At 65.4% G+C, this 22,637-nt stretch carries 3 protein-coding genes and 2 pseudogenes; all 5 read left to right on the forward strand.

The genetic code is table 11. From position 1 onward, the window contains the following. Positions 1–92: 92 nt before the first annotated feature. The 5 genes and pseudogenes from ACYJL1_RS05900 (at position 93) to ACYJL1_RS05920 (ending at position 22,543) form a co-directional block, all read left to right on the forward strand. A complete protein-coding gene (locus ACYJL1_RS05900) occupies positions 93–5,426 on the forward strand; it encodes an amino acid adenylation domain-containing protein (RefSeq protein WP_460897469.1) in 5,334 nt (1,777 codons plus the stop codon). Next, a pseudogene (locus ACYJL1_RS05905) lies at positions 5,329–9,945 on the forward strand (amino acid adenylation domain-containing protein); the annotation flags it as partial. The gene ACYJL1_RS05900 and the pseudogene ACYJL1_RS05905, both read left to right, overlap by 98 nt. Positions 9,946–10,039: 94 nt before the next feature. Beyond that, positions 10,040–13,420: pseudogene (locus ACYJL1_RS05910) on the forward strand (amino acid adenylation domain-containing protein); the annotation flags it as partial. A 65-nt stretch (positions 13,421–13,485) separates the two neighbouring features. Next, positions 13,486–19,263 (forward strand): amino acid adenylation domain-containing protein, encoded by a 5,778-nt coding sequence (locus ACYJL1_RS05915; RefSeq protein WP_460897470.1) that lies wholly within the window; start codon positions 13,486–13,488, stop codon positions 19,261–19,263. 13 nt (positions 19,264–19,276) lie between these two features. Then, positions 19,277–22,543: an amino acid adenylation domain-containing protein gene (locus tag ACYJL1_RS05920; protein ID WP_460897471.1), complete on the forward strand. Its 3,267-nt coding sequence runs from the start codon at positions 19,277–19,279 to the stop codon at positions 22,541–22,543. Positions 22,544–22,637: the final 94 nt, after the last annotated feature.

The raw sequence follows: 22,637 nt of genomic DNA on the forward strand, positions 1-22,637 counted from the left end.
CGGTTCCCGGCGGCAGGCTCTACCGCTCCGGCGACCTTGCCCGCCGGTTGCCCGACGGCGAGCTGGAATATATCGGCCGCAACGACTTCCAGGTGAAGATCCGTGGCCACCGCATCGAGCTCGGCGAGATCCAGGCGGCGCTGCTCGCCCATCCGGACGTGCGCGAAGCGGCGGTGCTGGCCATCGACGATCACGACGGTGGCAAGCGTCTGGCCGCCTATGTCGTGGCCGCCGGATCGGAAGAGCAGGAGCCCTCGGCCGAGGATCTGCGCGCGCATCTCGCCGATCGCCTGCCGGCCTATATGGTGCCTTCCGCGGTCGTCTTCCTCGACGCCATGCCGCTCACCGTCAACGGCAAGCTGGACCGCAGGGCACTGCCCGAGCCGGAGACCGCGCTGATCACCGAACGGGTGGCGCCGCGCAACGAGACGGAGGCACGTCTGCTGGCGGTGTGGAAGGCGGTGCTGAAGCGCGACGATATCGGTGTCACCGACAACTTCTTCATGCTCGGCGGCGATTCGATCCTGTCGCTGCAGATCATCGCCCGGGCGAGAGCCGCCGGTCTCAAGCTCACCCCGAAGCAGGTGTTCGAGGCGCCCCGCATCGACCTGCTGGCGACGGTCGCGGAAGAAGCCTTCGATCCGATCCAGCTTTATACGCCTGAGGAACAGGCCGAAGGCACTCGCTTCCCGCTTGCGGGTCTGAGCCAGCCGCAACTTGAGCTTCTGAACCTGCCGCTCGACGATGTGCAGGACATCTATCCGGCAACCCCGGTGCAGCAGGGCCTGATCTTCCACTCGATGCTGCAGGGCGAGGGCGTCTACATCTATCAGCTCCGCCTCGGCCTGTCGGGGGATCTGGACCGGGATGCGTTGCGCAATGCCTGGGCTTCGGCGATCGCCCGTCACGACATCCTGCGCACCCACTTCGAATGGCGCCATGGCGGCGAGGCGCTGCAGGTGGTGCATCGATCCGTGCCGCTGCCCTATGCCGAGCACGACTGGTCGGCCGAGACGGCGGCCAGCTACGAGGAGAAGCTCGCGGCATGGCGTGCCGACGACCTCGCGCGCGGCTTCGACCTTGCCGAGGCGCCGCTGATGCGGGTCAACCTGTTCGCCCGTCCCGACGGCGGCCACGACCTGATCTGGACCAATCACCATGTGCTCACCGACGGCTGGGGCACCGCCCAGCTGATGGGCGAGATCATCCAGGACTACGGCGCAAGACGCGAGGGCCGCACCGCCGACCTGCCGTCACCGGCGCCCTATCGCGACTATCTGGCCTGGCTGCGCCGCCAGCCGTCGCCCGAAGCGTGGTGGCGGGCGCAGATCGAGCGGCTCGACGAGCCGGCGACACTGACCCAGAGCCTGGGGCGGCCGCGCCACCCCGAACCCGGCGTGCATCACCGGCGCACCGTCATCGACGCCGATCTGGCCGAGCGGCTGCGTCAGGCGGCCCAGACCCATCAGGTGACGCTGAACACGCTGATGCAGGGAGCATGGGCGATCCTGCTGTCGCGCTACGGCAACCGGCCGCAGGTGGCCTTCGGGGCCACGGTCTCGGGACGGCCTGCCGAACTGCCCGGCGTCGAGCGCATGCTCGGGCTGTTCATCAACTCGCTGCCGGTCTTCGTCGACGTGCCCGGCGCGGCCAGCGTCGGCCCATGGCTGCGCGACCTGCAGGCCCGCAACACCGAGCTTCGGGCCTATGAGCACACCCCGCTCGCCGATCTGCAGCAATGGACCGGGCGCACCGGCGATGCCCTGTTCGACACCCTCGTCGTCTTCGAGAACTATCCCGTCGATCAACACCTTGTGCGTGGGGACGGTGCCTTTGCAGTAAAGGATCTCGTCGAGCACACCCACTACCCCCTTGCATTGCGCATCCTGCCGGACCCCGAAATGGAAATCGAGTGGTCATGGGACGGTGAGAAAATTGGGGGAGACGTCATAGAGCGAATCGATGCCGAGTTCAGATCGGTTCTGCGTGAATTGAGCAGGCCGGACGACGCGGACTTTCAAATAGCTACTCTTCAGGAGCCGCCTCTCGCTGACCGCGAGTTCCGTACACGGGAATTCCAGGCACTCATTCCCCGCATTGGATCGCAGGCTGACGCTCATCCGGAAGCGGAGGCTGTTTCGTGCGAGGGCGAGCGTATCTCTTATGGCGAACTTGACGGTTGGTCGAACCGGATCGGGCGGCGTCTGAAGAAGCTCGGCATTATGCCGGAAGAGCGTGTCGGTCTTGCCGTTGAGCGTTCGATCGGCCTGGTCGCCGGCCTGCTCGGCACGCTGAAGGCCGGCGGCGCCTTCGTGTCGCTCGATCCCACCTATCCGGCCGATCGCCTGCGCCACATGATCGTGGATGCCGGTGTCAGCAAGATCATCTGCGATCCGGCCACCGCCGGGACCCTTGGTGATCTTCTGTCCGGCCTCGACGTGGTGCTGGTCTCCGAGGTGGATGCCGAGAGCGCCGAAGGCTGGGAGGAACCCGTTCATCCCGACCAGCTCGCCTATGTCATCTACACCTCCGGCTCGACCGGCATGCCCAAGGGGGTGGCGATCAGCCATCATGCCCTCAGCCTCCATCTCGACGACTTCCTCGATACCTATCGGATCGGGCCAGAGGACAAGGTTCTCCAGTCCTCCACCATCAACTTCGACGTCGCCCTGCACGAGCTGCTGCCGGCACTGACCCAGGGCGGACAGGTGCTCATGCGCGGGCCGCAACTGTGGGATCTTGCCACGCTCACCCGCAAGCTGGCGGAAGAGAAGGTGACCTTCTCCCGCATCCCCACGGCCTATTGGCAACAATGGCTGCACGACCTTCCCGAGGAGATGCCGGCGTTGCGTCAGGTGACGGTGGGCGGCGAGGGCCTGCCCGGCGATGCGCTGAAGCGCTGGCAGGAAGGACCGCTCAGCCACATCCATCTCGACAATCTCTACGGTCCCACCGAGACCACCATCGCCTGCCTTTATCGCCGGACGGAGGCATCCGACGGCGACGACGTGACCGTCAACATCGGCGTCCCCTATCCGTCGCGCAGTGCGTTCGTGATGGACCGTGACGGCAACGAGGCGCCGGTCGGTGGTCTGGGCGAGCTGTGCATCGGCGGCGAGACGCTGGCGCGGGGTTATGTCGGCAAGCCGGGCTTGACGGCGGAGCGCTTCGTGCCCGATCCGACGCGACCGGGCGGCAGGCTCTACCGCAGCGGTGATCTGGTGCGCCAGCGGCCCGACGGTGTCGTCGACTTCCTCGGCCGTCTCGACAACCAGATCAAGCTGAGGGGCTTCCGCATCGAGCTCGGCGAGATCGAAGCGGCGCTGCGTGCCGCTCCCGGCGTGCGTGACGCGGTTGCCGTCATCGCCGGCGAGGGCGAGCACAGGCACATTCTCGCCTATGCCGCCGGAGAGGCGGACGCCGACGATCTGCGCTCACGTCTGGAACAGGCGCTTCCCGGCTACATGGTGCCGTCTTCCGTCATGGTGCTCGACGCGTTGCCGCTGATGCCGAACGGCAAGATCGACAGGAAGGCGCTGCCGGAACCGGACGGGCAGTCGGAACGGACGATCGTGGCGCCGCGCAACGAGACGGAGGCACGTCTGCTGGCGGTGTGGAAGGCGGTGCTGAAGCGCGACGATATCGGTGTCACCGACAACTTCTTCATGCTCGGCGGCGATTCGATCCTGTCGCTGCAGATCATCGCCCGGGCGAGAGCCGCCGGTCTCAAGCTCACCCCGAAGCAGGTGTTCGAGGCGCCCCGCATCGACCTGCTGGCGACGGTCGCGGAAGAAGCCTTCGATCCGATCCAGCTTTATACGCCTGAGGAACAGGCCGAAGGCACTCGCTTCCCGCTTGCGGGTCTGAGCCAGCCGCAACTTGAGCTTCTGAACCTGCCGCTCGACGATGTGCAGGACATCTACCCGGCAACCCCGGTGCAGCAGGGCCTGATCTTCCACTCGATGCTGCAGGGGGAGGGCGTCTACATCTATCAGCTCCGCCTCGGCCTGTCGGGGGATCTGGACCGGGATGCGTTGCGCAATGCCTGGGCTTCGGCGATCGCCCGTCACGACATCCTGCGCACCCACTTCGAATGGCGCCATGGCGGCGAGGCGCTGCAGGTGGTGCATCGATCCGTGCCGCTGCCCTATGCCGAGCACGACTGGTCGGCCGAGACGGCGGCCAGCTACGAGGAGAAGCTCGCGGCATGGCGTGCCGACGACCTCGCGCGCGGCTTCGACCTTGCCGAGGCGCCGCTGATGCGGGTCAACCTGTTCGCCCGTCCCGACGGCGGCCACGACCTGGTCTGGACCAATCACCATGTGCTCACCGACGGCTGGGGCACCGCCCAGCTGATGGGCGAGATCATCCAGGACTACGGCGCAAGACGCGAGGGCCGCACCGCCGACCTGCCGGCTCCGGTCCCCTATCGCGACTATCTGGCCTGGCTGCGCCGCCAGCCGTCGCCCGAAGCGTGGTGGCGGGCGCAGATCGAGCGGCTCGACGAGCCGGCGACGCTGACCCAGAGCCTGGGGCGGCCGCGCCACCCCGAACCCGGCGTGCATCACCGGCGCACCGTCATCGACGCCGATCTGGCCGAGCGGCTGCGTCAGGCGGCCCAGACCCATCAGGTGACACTGAACACGCTGATGCAGGGAGCATGGGCGATCCTGCTGTCGCGCTACGGCAACCGGCCGCAGGTGGCCTTCGGGGCCACGGTCTCGGGAAGGCCTGCCGAGCTGCCCGGCGTCGAGCGCATGCTCGGGCTGTTCATCAACTCGCTGCCGATCTTCGTCGACGTGCCCGGCGATGCCAGCGTCGGCCCGTGGCTGCGCGACCTGCAGGCCCGCAACACCGAGCTCCGGGCCTATGAGCACACGCCGCTCGCCGATCTCCAGCAATGGACCGGGCGCACCGGCGATGCCCTGTTCGACACCCTCGTCGTCTTCGAGAACTATCCCGTCGATCAGGAGCTGCGCAAGGCCGACACCGGTCTCGCCACCACCGCCCGCCGACACAGCCGAGAAGACACACTATCCGCTCACCGTCACCGTCGTTCCTGGCGGCGCCGTCGAGATCAAATGGTCCTGGGACGGCCAACGCCTCGACGCCGATACAGTCGGGCAGATCGGCACGGATTACGCCGAGATCCTGACCTCCCTCGCTGGCGCATTGGATGCCGGCGAGCCGCTCCGCACGGTCCGGCCAAAGGTGGAGGCGCCATATGCGCCGCTCGCCGATCATCCGTTCCGGGCGGTGATCGACCGCATCACGGAGCAGGCTGCGCTTCGTCCGCAAGCCGAGGCGCTCACCTGCGAGGGCGAGCGGATCAGCTACGGCGAACTCGACGGCTGGTCGAACCGGATCGGTCGACGTCTGAAGGCGCTCGGCACCGCGTCGGAAGAGCGGGTCGGGCTTGCCGTTGAGCGGTCGACCGGCCTGGTGGCAGGCGTGCTCGGGATCCTGAAGGCGGGCGGGGCCTATGTGCCGCTCGACCCGTCCTATCCGGCAGACCGCCTGCGCCACATGATCGTGGATAGCGGGCTTACCAAGGTGGTCGCCGATGCGGCGAGCGCCGAGGTATTGGGTGATCTGTTGACCGGTCTCGACGTGGTGCTGGTCACCGACGTGGATACCGAGAGCAGCGCGGGCTGGGATGAACCGGTCCATGCCGACCAGCTCGCCTATGTCATCTACACCTCCGGATCCACGGGAACGCCCAAGGGCGTCGGCGTCACGCATGCCAATATCGCCCGCCTGCTCGATGCCACGGCCCGATGGTTCCGCTTCGGGCCCGAGGATGTGTGGACCCTGTTCCACTCCTATGCCTTCGACTTCTCGGTCTGGGAGTTATTCGGCGCGCTTTGCCACGGCGGCAGATTGGTCGTCGTCCCCCATTGGGTTGCCCGCGATGCGGAAGCCTTCCATCAGCTGCTGCGCGAGGAGAAGGTCACCGTCCTCAACCAGACCCCGTCCGCTTTCCTGCCTCTGATCGATGTCGACGCCAGGGCCGAGCGACCGCTCATCGATCTGCATACCGTCGTCTTCGGCGGTGAGAAGCTGGAGCCTGCGGCGCTCAGGACATGGCTGGAGAAGCGCGGCACGGCTGCGCCGCGCCTCATCAACATGTATGGCATCACCGAGACGACCGTGCATGTCACCTATCGGCCTGTCTCTCTCGACGACACCGCAGATGAGGCCCGTTCGCTGATCGGCGAACCCATCCCCGACCTGTCGCTTGCCGTGCTTGATGCCGATCTCAACGTCGTGCCGCTCGGTGCGACCGGCGAACTGCATGTCGGCGGCGCCGGCCTTGCCCGCGGCTATCTCGGCCGTCCGGGCCTCACCGCCGAACGCTTCATCCCGGACCCGTCGGTTCCCGGCGGCAGGCTCTACCGCTCCGGCGACCTTGCCCGCCGGTTGCCCGACGGCGAGCTGGAATATATCGGCCGCAACGACTTCCAGGTGAAGATCCGTGGCCACCGCATCGAGCTCGGCGAGATCCAGGCGGCGCTGCTCGCCCATCCGGACGTGCGCGAAGCGGCGGTGCTGGCCATCGACGATCACGACGGTGGCAAGCGTCTGGCCGCCTATGTCGTGGCCGCCGGATCGGAAGAGCAGGAGCCCTCGGCCGAGGATCTGCGCGCGCATCTCGCCGATCGCCTGCCGGCCTATATGGTGCCTTCCGCGGTCGTCTTCCTCGACGCCATGCCGCTCACCGTCAACGGCAAGCTGGACCGCAGGGCACTGCCCGAGCCGGAGACCGCGCTGATCACCGAACGGGTCGCGCCGCGCAACGAGACGGAGGCACGTCTGCTGGCGGTGTGGAAGGCGGTGCTGAAGCGCGACGATATCGGTGTCACCGACAACTTCTTCATGCTCGGCGGCGATTCGATCCTGTCGCTGCAGATCATCGCCCGCGCCAGGGCCGCCGGCCTCAGGCTCACCCCGAAGCAGGTGTTCGAGGCGCCCCGCATCGACCTGCTGGCCACACTGGCCGAGCCGTCCGGCTTCGACCCGGCGCTGCAGAAGGAGGTCGAGGGCGAACTGCCGCTGACGCCGATCGAGGCCTGGTTCTTCGAACGCCATGCCGTGCCGCCGTCGCACTGGAACCAGTCGGTGCTGCTCAAGGCGAAGGGCGGTCTCGACGCAACGGCATTGTCGGCGGCGATCGACGCGATCGTGCGGCGCCACGACGCGCTGCGGCTGCGCTTCATGGGCGCCTGCGACCAGCAATGGCACCAGTGGCTGTTCAGGGACGACGGCGAGGAAGCCTCCGTGCTGGAGATCATCGACCTTGCCGGCGAGCGCGACTGGAAGGAACGGCTGAAGGAAGAGGGCGAGCGCATCCAGCGCAGTCTCGACCTGAGCACCGGGCCGCTGATGCGGGCGGGCTACTTCACGCTGCCCGACGGCGACGGCCGGCTGCTGCTGGCCATCCACCATCTCGCCGTCGACGGCGTCTCCTGGCGCATCATCCTGGAGGACCTTCAGGAGGCCTATGGCCGGGCCGAGGCCGGCGAGGTCATCACCCTGCCGTCGCGGACGACGCCGTGGAGCGTGTGGGCGACGAAGCTCGGCGCCTATGCGGCAAGCCCCGAGGTCACCGCCGAGCTCGGCTGGTGGCGCGGCCAGCTTGACGGCGCGATAGCGGAGCTGCCGATTGATGAGCCGGAAGACGCCGACCGCACGATCGCTGCCAGCAGCGTCGTCGGCATCGGCCTCGACCGCAAGCGCACCCGCCAGCTGTTGCAGGAGGCGCCGCGCGCCTATGGCACCCAGGCCGACGAGGTTCTTCTCGCAGCGCTGGCCCGCACCATCTCGGAATGGTCCGGCAAGGATGGCGTCCTGATCGAGCTCGAGGGCCATGGCCGCGAGCACGTCATCGACGAGGTCGACCTCAGCCGCACGGTCGGCTGGTTCACCACCCAGTTCCCGGTCTGGCTGGAGGCGCATGCCGATCCGAGAGAGGCGCTCATTGCCGCCAAGGAACGGCTGCGGTCGATCCCCGACAAGGGCTTCCGCTTCGGGCTTCTGCGCCACCTTGCCGACGATCGCATCCGTGCCGAGGTCGCGGCGCTGCCCGTGCCGAAGATCGGCTTCAACTATCTCGGCCAGTTCGATCAGGCGATCGACAAGGGCGGCCGCTTCGGCTTCGCCACCGAGAGCGCCGGCGCATCCGTCGATCCCGCCTCGGCGATGAGCCATGTTCTCGATCTCAACGGCCTCGTTGCCGACGGCAAGCTGTCGCTGTCCTGGCGCTTCAGCCCCGGCGTCATCGCCGAGGAGACCGTCCGCGATCTGGCCGCGGCCTTCGAGCAGAACCTCGCCGCGCTGATCGACCATTGCAGCACGGCCAGGCCGACCCGCACCGCCTCCGACTTCCCGCTTGCGGGTCTGAGCCAGCCGCAACTTGAGCTTCTGAACCTGCCGCTCGACGATGTGCAGGACATCTATCCGGCAACCCCGGTGCAGCAGGGCCTGATCTTCCACTCGATGCTGCAGGGCGAGGGCGTCTACATCTATCAGCTCCGCCTCGGCCTGTCGGGGGATCTGGACCGGGATGCGTTGCGCAATGCCTGGGCTTCGGCGATCGCCCGTCACGACATCCTGCGCACCCACTTCGAATGGCGCCATGGCGGCGAGGCGCTGCAGGTGGTGCATCGATCCGTGCCGCTGCCCTATGCCGAGCACGACTGGTCGGCCGAGACGGCGGCCAGCTACGAGGAGAAGCTCGCGGCATGGCGTGCCGACGACCTCGCGCGCGGCTTCGACCTTGCCGAGGCGCCGCTGATGCGGGTCAACCTGTTCGCCCGTCCCGACGGCGGCCACGACCTGATCTGGACCAATCACCATGTGCTCACCGACGGCTGGGGCACCGCCCAGCTGATGGGCGAGATCATCCAGGACTACGGCGCAAGACGCGAGGGCCGCACCGCCGACCTGCCGTCACCGGCGCCCTATCGCGACTATCTGGCCTGGCTGCGCCGCCAGCCGTCGCCCGAAGCGTGGTGGCGGGCGCAGATCGAGCGGCTCGACGAGCCGGCGACACTGACCCAGAGCCTGGGGCGGCCGCGCCACCCCGAACCCGGCGTGCATCACCGGCGCACCGTCATCGACGCCGATCTGGCCGAGCGGCTGCGTCAGGCGGCCCAGACCCATCAGGTGACGCTGAACACGCTGATGCAGGGAGCATGGGCGATCCTGCTGTCGCGCTACGGCAACCGGCCGCAGGTGGCCTTCGGGGCCACGGTCTCGGGACGGCCTGCCGAACTGCCCGGCGTCGAGCGCATGCTCGGGCTGTTCATCAACTCGCTGCCGGTCTTCGTCGACGTGCCCGGCGCGGCCAGCGTCGGCCCATGGCTGCGCGACCTGCAGGCCCGCAACACCGAGCTCCGGGCCTATGAGCACACGCCGCTCGCCGATCTCCAGCAATGGACCGGGCGCACCGGCGATGCCCTGTTCGACACCCTCGTCGTCTTCGAGAACTATCCCGTCGATCAGGAGCTGCGCAAGGCAGACACCGGCCTCGCCACCACCGCGGCCGACACAGCCGAGAAGACACACTATCCGCTCACCGTCACCGTCGTTCCTGGCGGCGCCGTCGAGATCAAATGGTCCTGGGACGGCCAACGCTTCGATGACGATGCCATCGGGCAACTGGAGGAGCATTACCGGAATCTGCTTGCCGCGCTCACAACAGCTGACCGCGGGTCCATCGACCAGCTCGCAATGCTCGGCCGTGAGGAGGAGCGCAGCCTCGTCGCTGACTGGAACGACACCGTTACGTCATTCGGCCCAGTCCGTTACGTCCATGAGCGCATCGCCGCTCAGGCCGAGCGGACGCCCGATGACGTCGCCATCCGACACGGCGGTGAGCACCTCACTTACCGGGAACTCGAGGAGCGGGCTATCCGGCTCGCCAGCACGCTGCAAGAGCATGGTGCCAAGCCCGACACGATCGTCGGGCTTGGCCTGGAGCGTTCCATCGACATGATCGTGGGGGCTGCTCGCCATCCTCAAGACCGGTGCAGCCTATCTGCCTCTCGATCCTCGTCTTCCGCAGGAGCGGATCGCCTACATGGTCGAGGATGCTGGCGCGGCCATTGTCGTGTCGAGTGCGCGCCATGCCGGGCTCCTTGCCGCGGACATCGTCCGCATCGATGTCGATCAGCTCGGTCCGATAGGCTCTGGACTGCTGCCTGTCACGCAGCACCCTGACCAGCTCGCCTACGTCATCTACACCTCCGGTTCGACCGGCATGCCCAAGGGCGTGATGATCACCCATGCCGGCCTGCACAACTATGTGAGCTATGGCGAGGCTGCTTATGCTCCAGGCTCCGGAAGCGGCGCCCCGGTCAACACCCCGCTCAGCTTCGACGCCACCGTCACCAGCATCCTGTTGCCGCTGCTTGCCGGCAAATGCCTGTGGCTCGTTGGTGAAGACAACGAGATCGAAGCCCTCGCAGAGCTCCTCCAGGGCGACCACGACTTCAGTCTGGTGAAGCTCACGCCTGCGCATCTCGATGCGCTCGCACATCTGATCCCGTCGGGGAAGCTCGCCGGTCAGGCGCACGCTTTGGTCATTGGCGGCGAGGCGCTTCGTGCAAGCACCGTTGCCTCGTGGCGCAACCATGCCCCGGCGACACGGCTGATCAACGAATATGGCCCGACCGAGACGGTGGTCGGCTGCATCGTTCATACCGTCACAGAGAGCGATAGTCAGACCGGCGACGTTCTGATCGGACGGCCGATCGCCAACACCCGCATCCTCGTGCTCGACCATGAAGGACACCTGTCTCCGCTCGGCGCGGTCGGCGAGATCTGCATCGGCGGAGCAGGACTGGCGCGCGGCTATCTCAGCCGCCCCGGCCTCACCGCCGAGCGCTTCGTGCCCGATCCTTTCGGAAACGGCGAGCGCCTCTATCGCTCAGGCGACATTGCCCGCAGGCTTCCCGACGGTTCGCTCGAATATCTCGGCCGGGCGGACGATCAGGTGAAGATCCGCGGCTATCGCATCGAACTCGGTGAGGTTCAGGCCGCGCTCATTGCCCACCCGCAAGTGCGGGAGGCTGCGGTTATCGCCCTCGACGATCACGATGGCGGCAAGCGCCTTGCGGCCTATGTCGTTCTAGCCACAGAAGGGCCGGGCTCCTTAGAGGAAGACCTGCGCCGGCATCTCGCCGATCGCCTGCCCACCTACATGATGCCTGCGGCCTTTGTGTTCCTCGACGCCATGCCGCTCACCGTCAACGGCAAGCTCGACCGCAAGGCGCTGCCGGCACCCGAGACAAGCTCCAGCCGGATCTATGTCGCTCCGGCGACGGCGATGGAGAAGCGCCTTGCCCGCATCTGGCACGACGTGCTGCGGATCGACGCCGTCGGTGCCCTCGACAACTTCTTCGAACGCGGGGGTCACTCGCTTATTGCCGTTCGCGTCCTGTGGCGCATCCGACAGGACCTGCATCGCGACATCCCGCTCCGCCTCATCTTCGAAACGCCGGTCTTGCGCGATCTGGCCGCCGAGTTGGAGAAGCTTCCCGGCGTCGACGCCGAGATCGCCATCCTGCCACGGTCGGCGGGCCAGAACCGTGTCGCGCTCTCGCATGCGCAGGAGCGGTTGTGGTTCCTGTGGCGTCTGGAGCCGGACAGCCCCGCCTACAACATCGTCGGAGCGGTCCGTCTCGATGGTATTTTGAACGTGCCGGCGCTGCGCACTGCGGTGACCGGCCTGGTGCGGCGTCACGAGAGCCTGCGCACCCGCTTCGAGGACATCGACGGCACCGCCTGGCAGGTCATCGAGCCGGAACCCGTCTTCGGCTGGACCGAGCACGACCTTGCCGCCATCACCGATCATGAGGCCCGTGAGGCGGCGATGAGGGAAGGCCTCGACCGCGCCGCCCAGACACCCTTCGACTTGGAGCAGGGACCGCTGCTGCGGATCGAGCTGTTCCATCTCGGCGAGCAGGAGCACGTCCTCCATTTCGCCATGCACCACATCGTCTCCGACGGCTGGTCGATCGACATCCTGGTGCGCGAGTTCTCCGCCTTCTACGAGGCCGCCCTCGATGGCCGCCAGCCCGACCTGCCGGAACTGCCGATCCAGTATGCCGACTATGCGCTGTGGCAGCGTGAATGGCTCGACGACGAGGCGCTGAAGGGCCAGCTCGACTACTGGAAGAACCGCCTCGGCGATGAACATCCCGTCCTCCAACTGCCAACGAGGTCCGCCGGCGCACAATCAAGCCCGGAGATCCGTCAGGGTGGAACGAAGGAGTTGGTGTTGGATCCTGAGACGGTAACCGCTCTGCGGCAGGCCTCAGCTGAGCGGCAAGTCGCACTGTTCCCATTCCTGCTGGCCGCCTTCGACGTGCTGCTCTATCGCTACTGCAACGAGAGCGATATCCGGGTCGGGGTTCCCGTCGCCGGCCGCCAGCGTGTCGAGACCGAGGGCCTGATCGGCTTCTTCGTCAACACGCTCGTCATCCGCTCCGACGTGCGCGGCGACATGACCTTCGGGGAGCTGCTCGATCAGGTCCGCGACCGTGTCCTCGAAGCGCAGGCCAATCAGGACCTGCCGTTCGCAAAGCTCGTCGAGGCTCTCCAGCCCGAGCGTGTCCTCGGCCAGACACCGCTTTTCCAGGTCATGTTCAGCTTCGTGAATAGGGATCGGAGAGATTCGTTTTCACTTACCGGCATCGACTCGCGGCGCGAGTCCGTCGCTGGCAAGACGGCACAGTTTGATCTCACCTTCCAAGTCATCGATGACGGTGAGTCATTCCGCTGCATGCTCGACTATCATGCGGCGGTCATTGATGAAGGAACCGTCACGCAGGTCGGACAATCTTATCAGGACCTGCTGCGCCAGGTCATTCATGACAACAACATCCGGGTCGCCGAATTGCACGTCGATCCAGAGGTCGCCGGCATTACTGCGCCGCGCGATGCATTTGCATTCCATGGCGTGACGGAACGGTTCCGGGAACAGGCCGATCATCGCCCGCTGAACATCGCCGTCTCTGACGGTGACGACCGCATCGATTACGCGACGCTTGACGGTTGGTCGAACCGGATCGGCCGACGTCTGAAGGCGCTCGGCACCGCGTCGGAAGAGCGGGTCGGGCTTGCCGTTGAGCGGTCGACCGGCCTGGTGGCAGGCGTGCTCGGGATCCTGAAGGCGGGCGGGGCCTATGTGCCGCTCGACCCGTCCTATCCGGCAGACCGCCTGCGCCACATGATCGAGGATGCCGGTGTGCGCAAGATCATCTGCGATCCGGCCACCGCCGGGACCCTTGGTGATCTTCTGTCCGGCCTCGACGTGGTGCTGGTCACCGATGTCGACGGCGAGAGCGCCGAAGGCTGGGAGGAACCCGTTCATCCCGACCAGCTCGCCTATGTCATCTACACCTCCGGATCCACGGGAACGCCCAAGGGCGTCGGCGTCACGCATGCCAATATCGCCCGCCTGCTCGATGCCACGGCCCGATGGTTCCGCTTCGGGCCGAGGATGTGTGGACCCTGTTCCACTCCTATGCCTTCGACTTCTCGGTCTGGGAGTTGTTCGGCGCGCTTTGCCACGGCGGCAGATTGGTCGTCGTCCCCCATTGGGTTGCCCGCGATGCGGAAGCCTTCCATCAGCTGCTGCGCGAGGAGAAGGTCACCGTCCTCAACCAGACCCCGTCCGCTTTCCTGCCTCTGATCGATGTCGACGCCAGGGCCGAGCGACCGCTCATCGATCTGCATACCGTCGTCTTCGGCGGTGAGAAGCTGGAGCCTGCGGCGCTCAGGACATGGCTGGAGAAGCGCGGCACGGCTGCGCCGCGCCTCATCAACATGTATGGCATCACCGAGACGACCGTGCATGTCACCTATCGGCCTGTCTCTCTCGACGACACCGCAGATGAGGCCCGTTCGCTGATCGGCGAACCCATCCCCGACCTGTCGCTTGCCGTGCTTGATGCCGATCTCAACGTCGTGCCGCTCGGTGCGACCGGCGAACTGCATGTCGGCGGCGCCGGCCTTGCCCGCGGCTATCTCGGAAGACCCGGCCTCACCGCCGAACGCTTCATCCCGGACCCGTCGGTTCCCGGCGGCAGGCTCTACCGCTCCGGCGACCTTGCCCGCCGGTTGCCCGACGGCGAGCTGGAATATATCGGCCGCAACGACTTCCAGGTGAAGATCCGTGGCCACCGCATCGAGCTCGGCGAGATCCAGGCGGCGCTGCTCGCCCATCCGGACGTGCGCGAAGCGGCGGTGCTGGCCATCGACGATCACGACGGTGGCAAGCGTCTGGCCGCCTATGTCGTGGCCGCCGGATCGGAAGAGCAGGAGCCCTCGGCCGAGGATCTGCGCGCGCATCTCGCCGATCGCCTGCCGGCCTATATGGTGCCTTCCGCGGTCGTCTTCCTCGACGCCATGCCGCTCACCGTCAATGGCAAGCTCGACCGCAGGGCACTGCCCGAGCCGGAGACCGCGCTGATCACCGAACGGGTGGCGCCGCGCAACGAGACGGAGGCACGTCTGCTGGCGGTGTGGAAGGCGGTGCTGAAGCGCGACGATATCGGTGTCACCGACAACTTCTTCATGCTCGGCGGCGATTCGATCCTGTCGCTGCAGATCATCGCCCGCGCCAGGGCCGCCGGCCTCAGGCTCACCCCGAAGCAGGTGTTCGAGGCGCCCCGCATCGACCTGCTGGCCACACTGGCCGAGCCGGCCGGCTTCGACCCGGCGCTGCAGAAGGAGGTCGAGGGCGAACTGCCGCTGACGCCGATCGAGGCCTGGTTCTTCGAACGCCATGCCGTGCCGCCGTCGCACTGGAACCAGTCGGTGCTGCTCAAGGCGAAGGGCGGTCTCGACGCAACGGCATTGTCGGCGGCAATCGACGCGATCGTGCGGCGCCACGACGCGCTGCGGCTGCGCTTCATGGGCGCCTGCGACCAGCAATGGCACCAGTGGCTGTTCAGGGACGACGGCGAGGAAGCCTCCGTGCTGGAGATCATCGACCTTGCCGGCGAGCGCGACTGGAAGGAACGGCTGAAGGAAGAGGGCGAGCGCATCCAGCGCAGTCTCGACCTGAGCACCGGGCCGCTGATGCGGGCGGGCTACTTCACGCTGCCCGACGGCGACGGCCGGCTGCTGCTGGCCATCCACCATCTCGCCGTCGACGGCGTCTCCTGGCGCATCATTCTGGAGGACCTTCAGGAGGCCTATGGCCGGGCCGAGGCAGGCGAGGTCATCACCCTGCCGTCGCGGACGACGCCGTGGAGCGTGTGGGCGACGAAGCTCGGCGCCTATGCGGCAACGCCACAGGCCACCGCCGAACTCGGCTGGTGGCGCGGCCAGCTTGACGGCGCCACAGCGGACCTGCCGATTGATGAGCCGGAAGACGCCGACCGTTCGATCGCTGCCAGCCGCGTCGTCGGCATCGGCCTCGACCGCAAGCGCACCCGCCAGCTGTTGCAGGAGGCGCCGCGCGCCTATGGCACCCAGGCCGACGAGGTTCTTCTCGCAGCGCTGGCCCGCACCATCTCGGAATGGTCCGGCAAGGATGGCGTCCTGATCGAGCTCGAGGGCCATGGCCGCGAGCACGTCATCGACGAGGTCGACCTCAGCCGCACGGTCGGCTGGTTCACCACCCAGTTCCCGGTCTGGCTGGAGGCGCATGCCGATCCGAGAGAGGCGCTCATTGCCGCCAAGGAACGGCTGCGGTCGATCCCCGACAAGGGCTTCCGCTTCGGGCTTCTGCGCCACCTTGCCGACGATCGCATCCGTGCCGAGGTCGCGGCGCTGCCCGTGCCGAAGATCGGCTTCAACTATCTCGGCCAGTTCGATCAGGCGATCGACAAGGGCGGCCGCTTCGGCTTCGCCACCGAGAGCGCCGGCGCATCCGTCGATCCCGCCTCGGCGATGAGCCATGTTCTCGATCTCAACGGCCTCGTTGCCGACGGCAAGCTGTCGCTGTCCTGGCGCTTCAGCCCCGGCGTCATCGCCGAGGAGACCGTCCGCGATCTGGCCGCGGCCTTCGAGCAGAACCTCGCCGCGCTGATCGACCATTGCAGCACGGCCAGGCCGACCCGCACCGCCTCCGACTTCCCGCTTGCGGGCCTGAGCCAGTCGCAACTTGAGCTTCTGAACCTGCCGCTCGACGATGTGCAGGACATCTATCCGGCAACCCCGGTGCAGCAGGGCCTGATCTTCCATGAAACAGCAGCGCGTGGAGAGGGACTATATATCACGCAGCTACGCATAACGCTTGCAGGGCCGCTTCGCCGCAGCTCATTGCGCCGTGCGTGGCAGATGGTCATTGCCCGCCACGACATCCTGCGCACCCACTTCGAATGGCGTCATGGCGGCGAGGCGCTGCAGGTCGTGCATCGCACAGTCCCACTTCCTTATGCCGAACATCTATGGGGAACAGATGACGGCGACTATGAGGATCGCCTTTCGCAATGGCTCGCACGAGATCTCGCGCAAGGATTTGACCCGGCGGAAGCGCCACTCATGCGCGTCAATCTTTTTGCGCGCGCAGGCGGAGAATACGACCTTGTATGGACATGCCACCATTCCCTTTTGGATGGATGGAGCACAGCGAGAATTCTCACGGAGGTGATGACGGCTTACAACTCCGACCGCTTCGAAATTGGAGATACTGCACAGTTCCGCGATTATGTGAGTTGGCTGCAGACCCGGCCGTCCGGTGAGGAGTGGTGGACACATCGTTTTTCGATAGTCCGCGATTCCCTGGGCACGTCTTTGGGCCTCCGACGTCCGCTACGCGTCCAGATCGGGAACGAACTCCGCAGTCTTGTTTTGCCGCGTGATCTGAGTGACGCACTTCGGACAGCTGCGCGAAACCACGAGGTGACACTCAGTACCTTGATGCAGGGAGCGTGGGCTATCCTGCTCGCCCGCTACTCCGGTGATTCGGCGGTATCTTTCGGCGTTACCGTTTCCGGGCGCCCACCGGAACTGCATGGCGTCGAAGAAATGGTCGGCTTGTTTATCAATAGCCTTCCATTCCTCATCAATGTGAATGGCAGCGTAGGTTTGGCCGAATGGCTCGCGACTTTCCAGGCGGATAGTGTCGAGCTGAGACAATACGAGCACACGGCGCTTACCGATTTGCAGGCGTGGCTGCGGCGACCGGCTAGCTCGCTTTTCGATACCCTTTTTGTCTTCGAGAATTATCCTCTGGATGAGGCGCTGTCCGATACCAAGGGTGACGTAACGATCGAAGCTGTCGCGTCAGTAGAACGTACGCATTATCCGCTCGCCGTATCTGTCGTCCCGTCGGATGAGATCAAGTTAAGGTGGTCAGCCAGATCTGAGCACATTGACGCTGCGACCCTTGCGAGCGTCACTCGCGACTACGTCTGGCTTCTATCCAGGCTGGCAACCGCAGATGCCACCACGAAATTAGGTCAGCTGGCGAATACGCTTGGCATACGGCACCAGCCAGTTTCCGACCATCCGTTCCGGGCTGTCATGCTGCGGATTGCCGAGCAGGCGGCGCTTCGCCCGGAAGCGGAGGCGGTCACCTGCGAGGGCGAGCGGATCAGCTATGGCGAACTTGATGCATGGTCCAACCGGATCGGCCGTTGCCTGAAGAGCCTCGGCATTGCGCCGGAAGAGCGTGTCGGCCTTGCGGTGGAGCGCTCCGTCGGTCTGGTGGCGGGTGTGCTCGGGATCCTGAAGGCGGGTGGGACCTATGTGCCGCTCGACCCGTCCTATCCGGCCGACCGCCTGCGCCACATGATCGAGGATAGTGGCCTGACCAAGGTGGTCACCGATGCAGCCTCGGCTACCGCGCTCAGCGATCTGCTGTCCGGTCTCGACATCGTCATCGTCACGGACGTTGACGACGAGAGCAGCGCGGGCTGGGACGAGGCGGTCCATGCCGACCAGCTTGCCTATGTCATCTACACCTCCGGATCGACGGGAACGCCCAAGGGCGTCGGCGTCAGCCATCGGGCGGTGAGCCTGCACATCGACGATTACATCGAGACCTTCGGCTACAGTGATGCCGATACCGTGCTGCAGTTCGCCACCATCAACTTCGATGTGGCCACCGAACAGCTGTTGCCGGTCCTCAGCGTCGGCGGCCGGGTCCTGATGCGCGGGCCGCAGATCTGGGACATGCCGACCCTCAACGAGCAGCTTGCCGAACATCGCGTCACCATCATGAACCCGCCGACCGCCTATTGGCGTGAATGGCTCGATGCCCTTCCGGACGATCTTCCCGCCTTGCGCCTGGTCGCGCCCGGCGGCGAGGCGCTCGCCGGCGATGCCCTGAAGCGCTGGCAGGAAGGCTCTCTCTCGAAGGTGCCGCTCTATAACTTCTACGGCCCGACGGAGACGACGATAACGGCGCTCCAGCGCGAGACCGTGACAGAGGATGCCGGCGAGGCGATCGTTCCGATCGGCGTTCCCTATCCGTCGCGCAGTGCGTTCGTGATGGACCGGGACGGCAACGAGGCGCCGGTGGGTGGTCTGGGCGAACTTTGCATCGGCGGCGAGACGCTGGCGCGGGGTTATGTCGGCAAGCCGGGCTTGACGGCGGAGCGCTTCGTGCCCGATCCGACGCGACCGGGCGGCAGGCTCTACCGCAGCGGTGATCTGGTGCGCCAGCGGCCCGACGGTGTCGTCGACTTCCTCGGCCGTCTCGACAACCAGATCAAGCTGAGGGGCTTCCGCATCGAGCTCGGCGAGATCGAAGCGGCGCTGCGTGCCGCTCCCGGCGTGCGTGACGCGGTTGCCGTCATCGCCGGCGAGGGCGAGCACAGGCACATCCTCGCCTATGCCGCCGGAGAGGCGGATGCCGACGATCTGCGCTCACGTCTGGAACAGGCGCTTCCCGGCTACATGGTGCCGGCCTCCGTCATGGTGCTGGATGCTCTGCCGCTGATGCCGAACGGCAAGATCGACAGGAAGGCGTTGCCGGAACCGGACGGGCAGTCGGAACGGACGATCGTGGCGCCGCGCAACGAGACGGAGGCACGGCTGCTTGCGGTATGGAAGGCGGTACTGAAGCGCGACGATATCGGCGTCACCGACAACTTCTTCATGCTCGGCGGGGATTCGCTGCTTTGCCTGCAAGTCGCCGCCCGCGCCCGCAGTCAGCGCATTCTCCTTCCAGTCCGGCAGATCTTTCTCACCCCCACGGTCGCTGACCTGGTCACCAATATTGGCCAGTCCGGACAATTCGTCACCGATGAAACGCTCCAGGAGATGACCACGCTCCTTGAAGAGCTCGACAACGCATAGATCGGATACCGTTATGGAACACAGCATCGCAGATCCGCTACTCGACATTTCCAATAAGTATGCGCGACTGGACCGCGATCGCCGTAACGCGTTCCGTACAAAAATCCAGTCTTCGCAGCCAGACACTTCTGTCTTTCCGATCGTTCGCCTGAGTGATCGAACGGATCGCGTTCCACTCTCGCATGCGCAGGAGCGGTTGTGGTTCCTGTGGCGTCTGGAGCCGGACAGCCCCGCCTACAACATCGTCGGAGCGGTCCGTCTCGATGGTATTTTGAACGTGCCGGCGCTGCGCACTGCGGTGACCGGCCTGGTGCGGCGGCACGAGAGCCTGCGCACCCGCTTCGAGGATGTCGACGGCACGGCCTGGCAGGTCATCGAGCCGGAACCCGTCTTCGGCTGGACCGAGCACGATCTTGCCGCCATCACCGATCATCAGGCCCGCGAGGCGGCGCTGAGGGAAGGCCTCGACCGCGCCGCCCAGACACCCTTCGACTTGGAGCAGGGACCGCTGCTGCGGATCGAGTTGTTCCATCTCGGCGAGCAGGAGCACGTCCTCCATTTCGCCATGCACCACATCGTCTCCGACGGCTGGTCGATCGACATCCTGGTGCGCGAGTTCTCCGCCTTCTACGAGGCCGCCCTCGATGGCCGCCAGCCCGACCTGCCGGAACTGCCGATCCAGTATGCCGACTATGCGCTGTGGCAGCGCGAATGGCTCGACGACGAGGCGCTGAAGGGCCAGCTCGACTACTGGAAGAACCGCCTCGGCGACGAACATCCCGTTCTCCAGCTGCCGGTCACCGGCAAGCCCAAGGGGCCACGCTCGAACAAAGGCGGCCGGGTAACCTGCGAGATCCCCGCCGATGTCGCCGACCGGCTGCGCAAGCTGTCGCGCGAGCATGGCGCCACGCTGTTCATGACGCTGCTGGCCGCCTTCGACGTGCTGCTCTATCGTTATTGCAACGAGAGCGACATCCGGGTCGGGGTGCCGGTGGCCGGCCGCCAGCGTGTCGAGACCGAGGGCCTGATCGGCTTCTTCGTCAACACGCTCGTCATCCGCTCCGACGTGCGCGGCGACATGACCTTCGGGGAGCTGCTCGATCAGGTCCGCGACCGTGTCCTCGAAGCGCAGGCCAATCAGGATCTGCCGTTCGATCGTCTCGTCGCCGAGCTGCAACCGGACCGGAACTCACATGAGTCTCCATTGACGCGTGTCAAGTTCCTGCTGCGGGACGAACGTCCAACAGAAAGTTCAATTGCTGAACTTCGTTGCAGTGCGTTGCCACTGTCGGACAGCGAAGCCCATTTCGATATCTCGCTCGACGTGACGGAAACGCCCACGACGATCGAATGCCGCTTCTCATACGACATCGAGAAGTTTGCTCCGTTTGTCATGGAGGCATTCTGCGAAAACTACCAATTGCTGGTGCAGCAGCTTGCCTCAGAGCGCTCGACCCGCATCGGCGGTCTTGATTTCAAGATCCCCGTTGAGGCGAGCCAACCAAGTGCAACTGCCGAGCCACTGATCCTTGCGCGGATCGCCCGCAATTGCAGGGAACGCGGGTCCAGTATTGCAATCGTGGAGGACGACCGATCGATAACGTGGGAAGCATTGTGGAAGCAGTCAGGTGGTCTCGCATCGCGCCTTGTCGACGCGGGGATCTCAACGGAAGTTCCGGTCGCCGTCCAATTACCCCGCTCTATCGAGCTTGTGGTCACGTTGCTCGCGATCTGGCGGACCGGGGGAATCTACGTTCCTCTTGATTCTTCCGCGCCCGCTGAACGCATAGTCAAACAGCTGGGCAGCGCGGGCATCGAGGTCGTCATCAGTAATGAGCCCCTGCCAGGGCAGACGACATCTCTCGCGTGGATCACCCCGGAAGAGCGGGGAAGTGGCACCATAGACGATTTTGAAATGCTACCCGATCAGGCTGCTTACATCATCTTTACGTCCGGCTCCACCGGAGCACCAAAGGGAGTGACGATCAGTCATCGGGCGCTGGCGGATTACATCTCGGCCCTAGCATCGATTTTGCCATCTGAAATTCGATCGGCAGCGTACACGTCGACACCTGCTGCGGACTTAGGTCACACGATACTGTTCGGTGCTCTCTATTACGGTTGGGTCCTCCATCTGGTGCCGGATCGCCTGATCGTCGATCCAGATGGATTCTCTGAATTCATGCAGGCCAACGAGATTGATCTGCTGAAGATCGTTCCGAGCCACCTGACAGGATTGCTAGAAGCATCAGCACCTGCCGGCGCTCTCCCTTCAACGTGCATCGTATTGGGTGGCGAAGCCGCCTCCAAGAGTCTAGCCGACCGCATCGCGCATCTTCGGCCCACATGCCGCCTGATAAATCATTACGGGCCTACCGAAACCACCGTCGGTGTGTTGACCAGAGCAGGGGGCGACACGACAGACCCAATCCTGCCGATTGGACGCGCCCTTGCGCACGTACATGTGGATGTGCGCGATCGCGACGGAAACGTAATCCCCTATGGTGCAGACGGGGAAGTTTGCGTCTCGGGAAGCGCTCTTGCACGAGGGTACTTCCGCTTGCCGAGCGCGACCGCCGAGCGCTTCGTTCCGGCATCGTTCGGGCCTCCTGGATCTCGAATGTACCGAACAGGCGATCGTGGCCACCTGCTGGATGACGGAGAGATCGCCTTCAGAGGTCGGTTCGACGACCAGGTCAAGATCCGAGGCTATCGCGTCGAGCCAGGTGAAATTGCGCATCACCTTCGGAACCTCCCAAATGTGATCGATGCCATCGTAGTCGCCCGCATAGCGGAGGACGGTAACGCCGAGTTGCACGGATATGCGGTAGGTAAGGCACTCGATGGTGGCGAGCTTCGCCATACGCTGTCGGTAGTTTTACCGCCTCAAATGATTCCATCGACGATTCAGGTGATCGACCGGATTCCGGTGACCCTGAACGGAAAGGTTGATCGAAAGAAGCTGCCTATTCCCGGTCATCCACCTGATGTGCAGAGTGCTGCACCAGCGAGCGAAGCGGAAAAAATCCTTCTTGATATTTGGCAAGAGGTGCTTGGACGCGGGGATTTCGGCGTGTTGTCCGACTTTTTCGATCTTGGCGGCGATTCAATCCGGGGTCTGAAGATCGTTGCGCGCGCGAAGAAGGCCGGTCTGCCCGTTACTCCAAACTCACTGTTCGAGAAACGAACGGTGCGGGCGCTGGCCGAGGGATTTTCAGGCGAAGGTGCAAGCAGGCGCAAACTGGAGGAGATGAGCGCTCTCCTCGACGATTTGAAGTAGAGGTGGGCTATGGTACTTGCGTCTGCTCTCGGCAATAAGGCCGAACTCGACCTGGCTCACCGATATATAGCGTTGAGTGGGCCGGCGCGGGCTG

This window comes from Phyllobacterium sp. K27 (assembly GCF_054796155.1).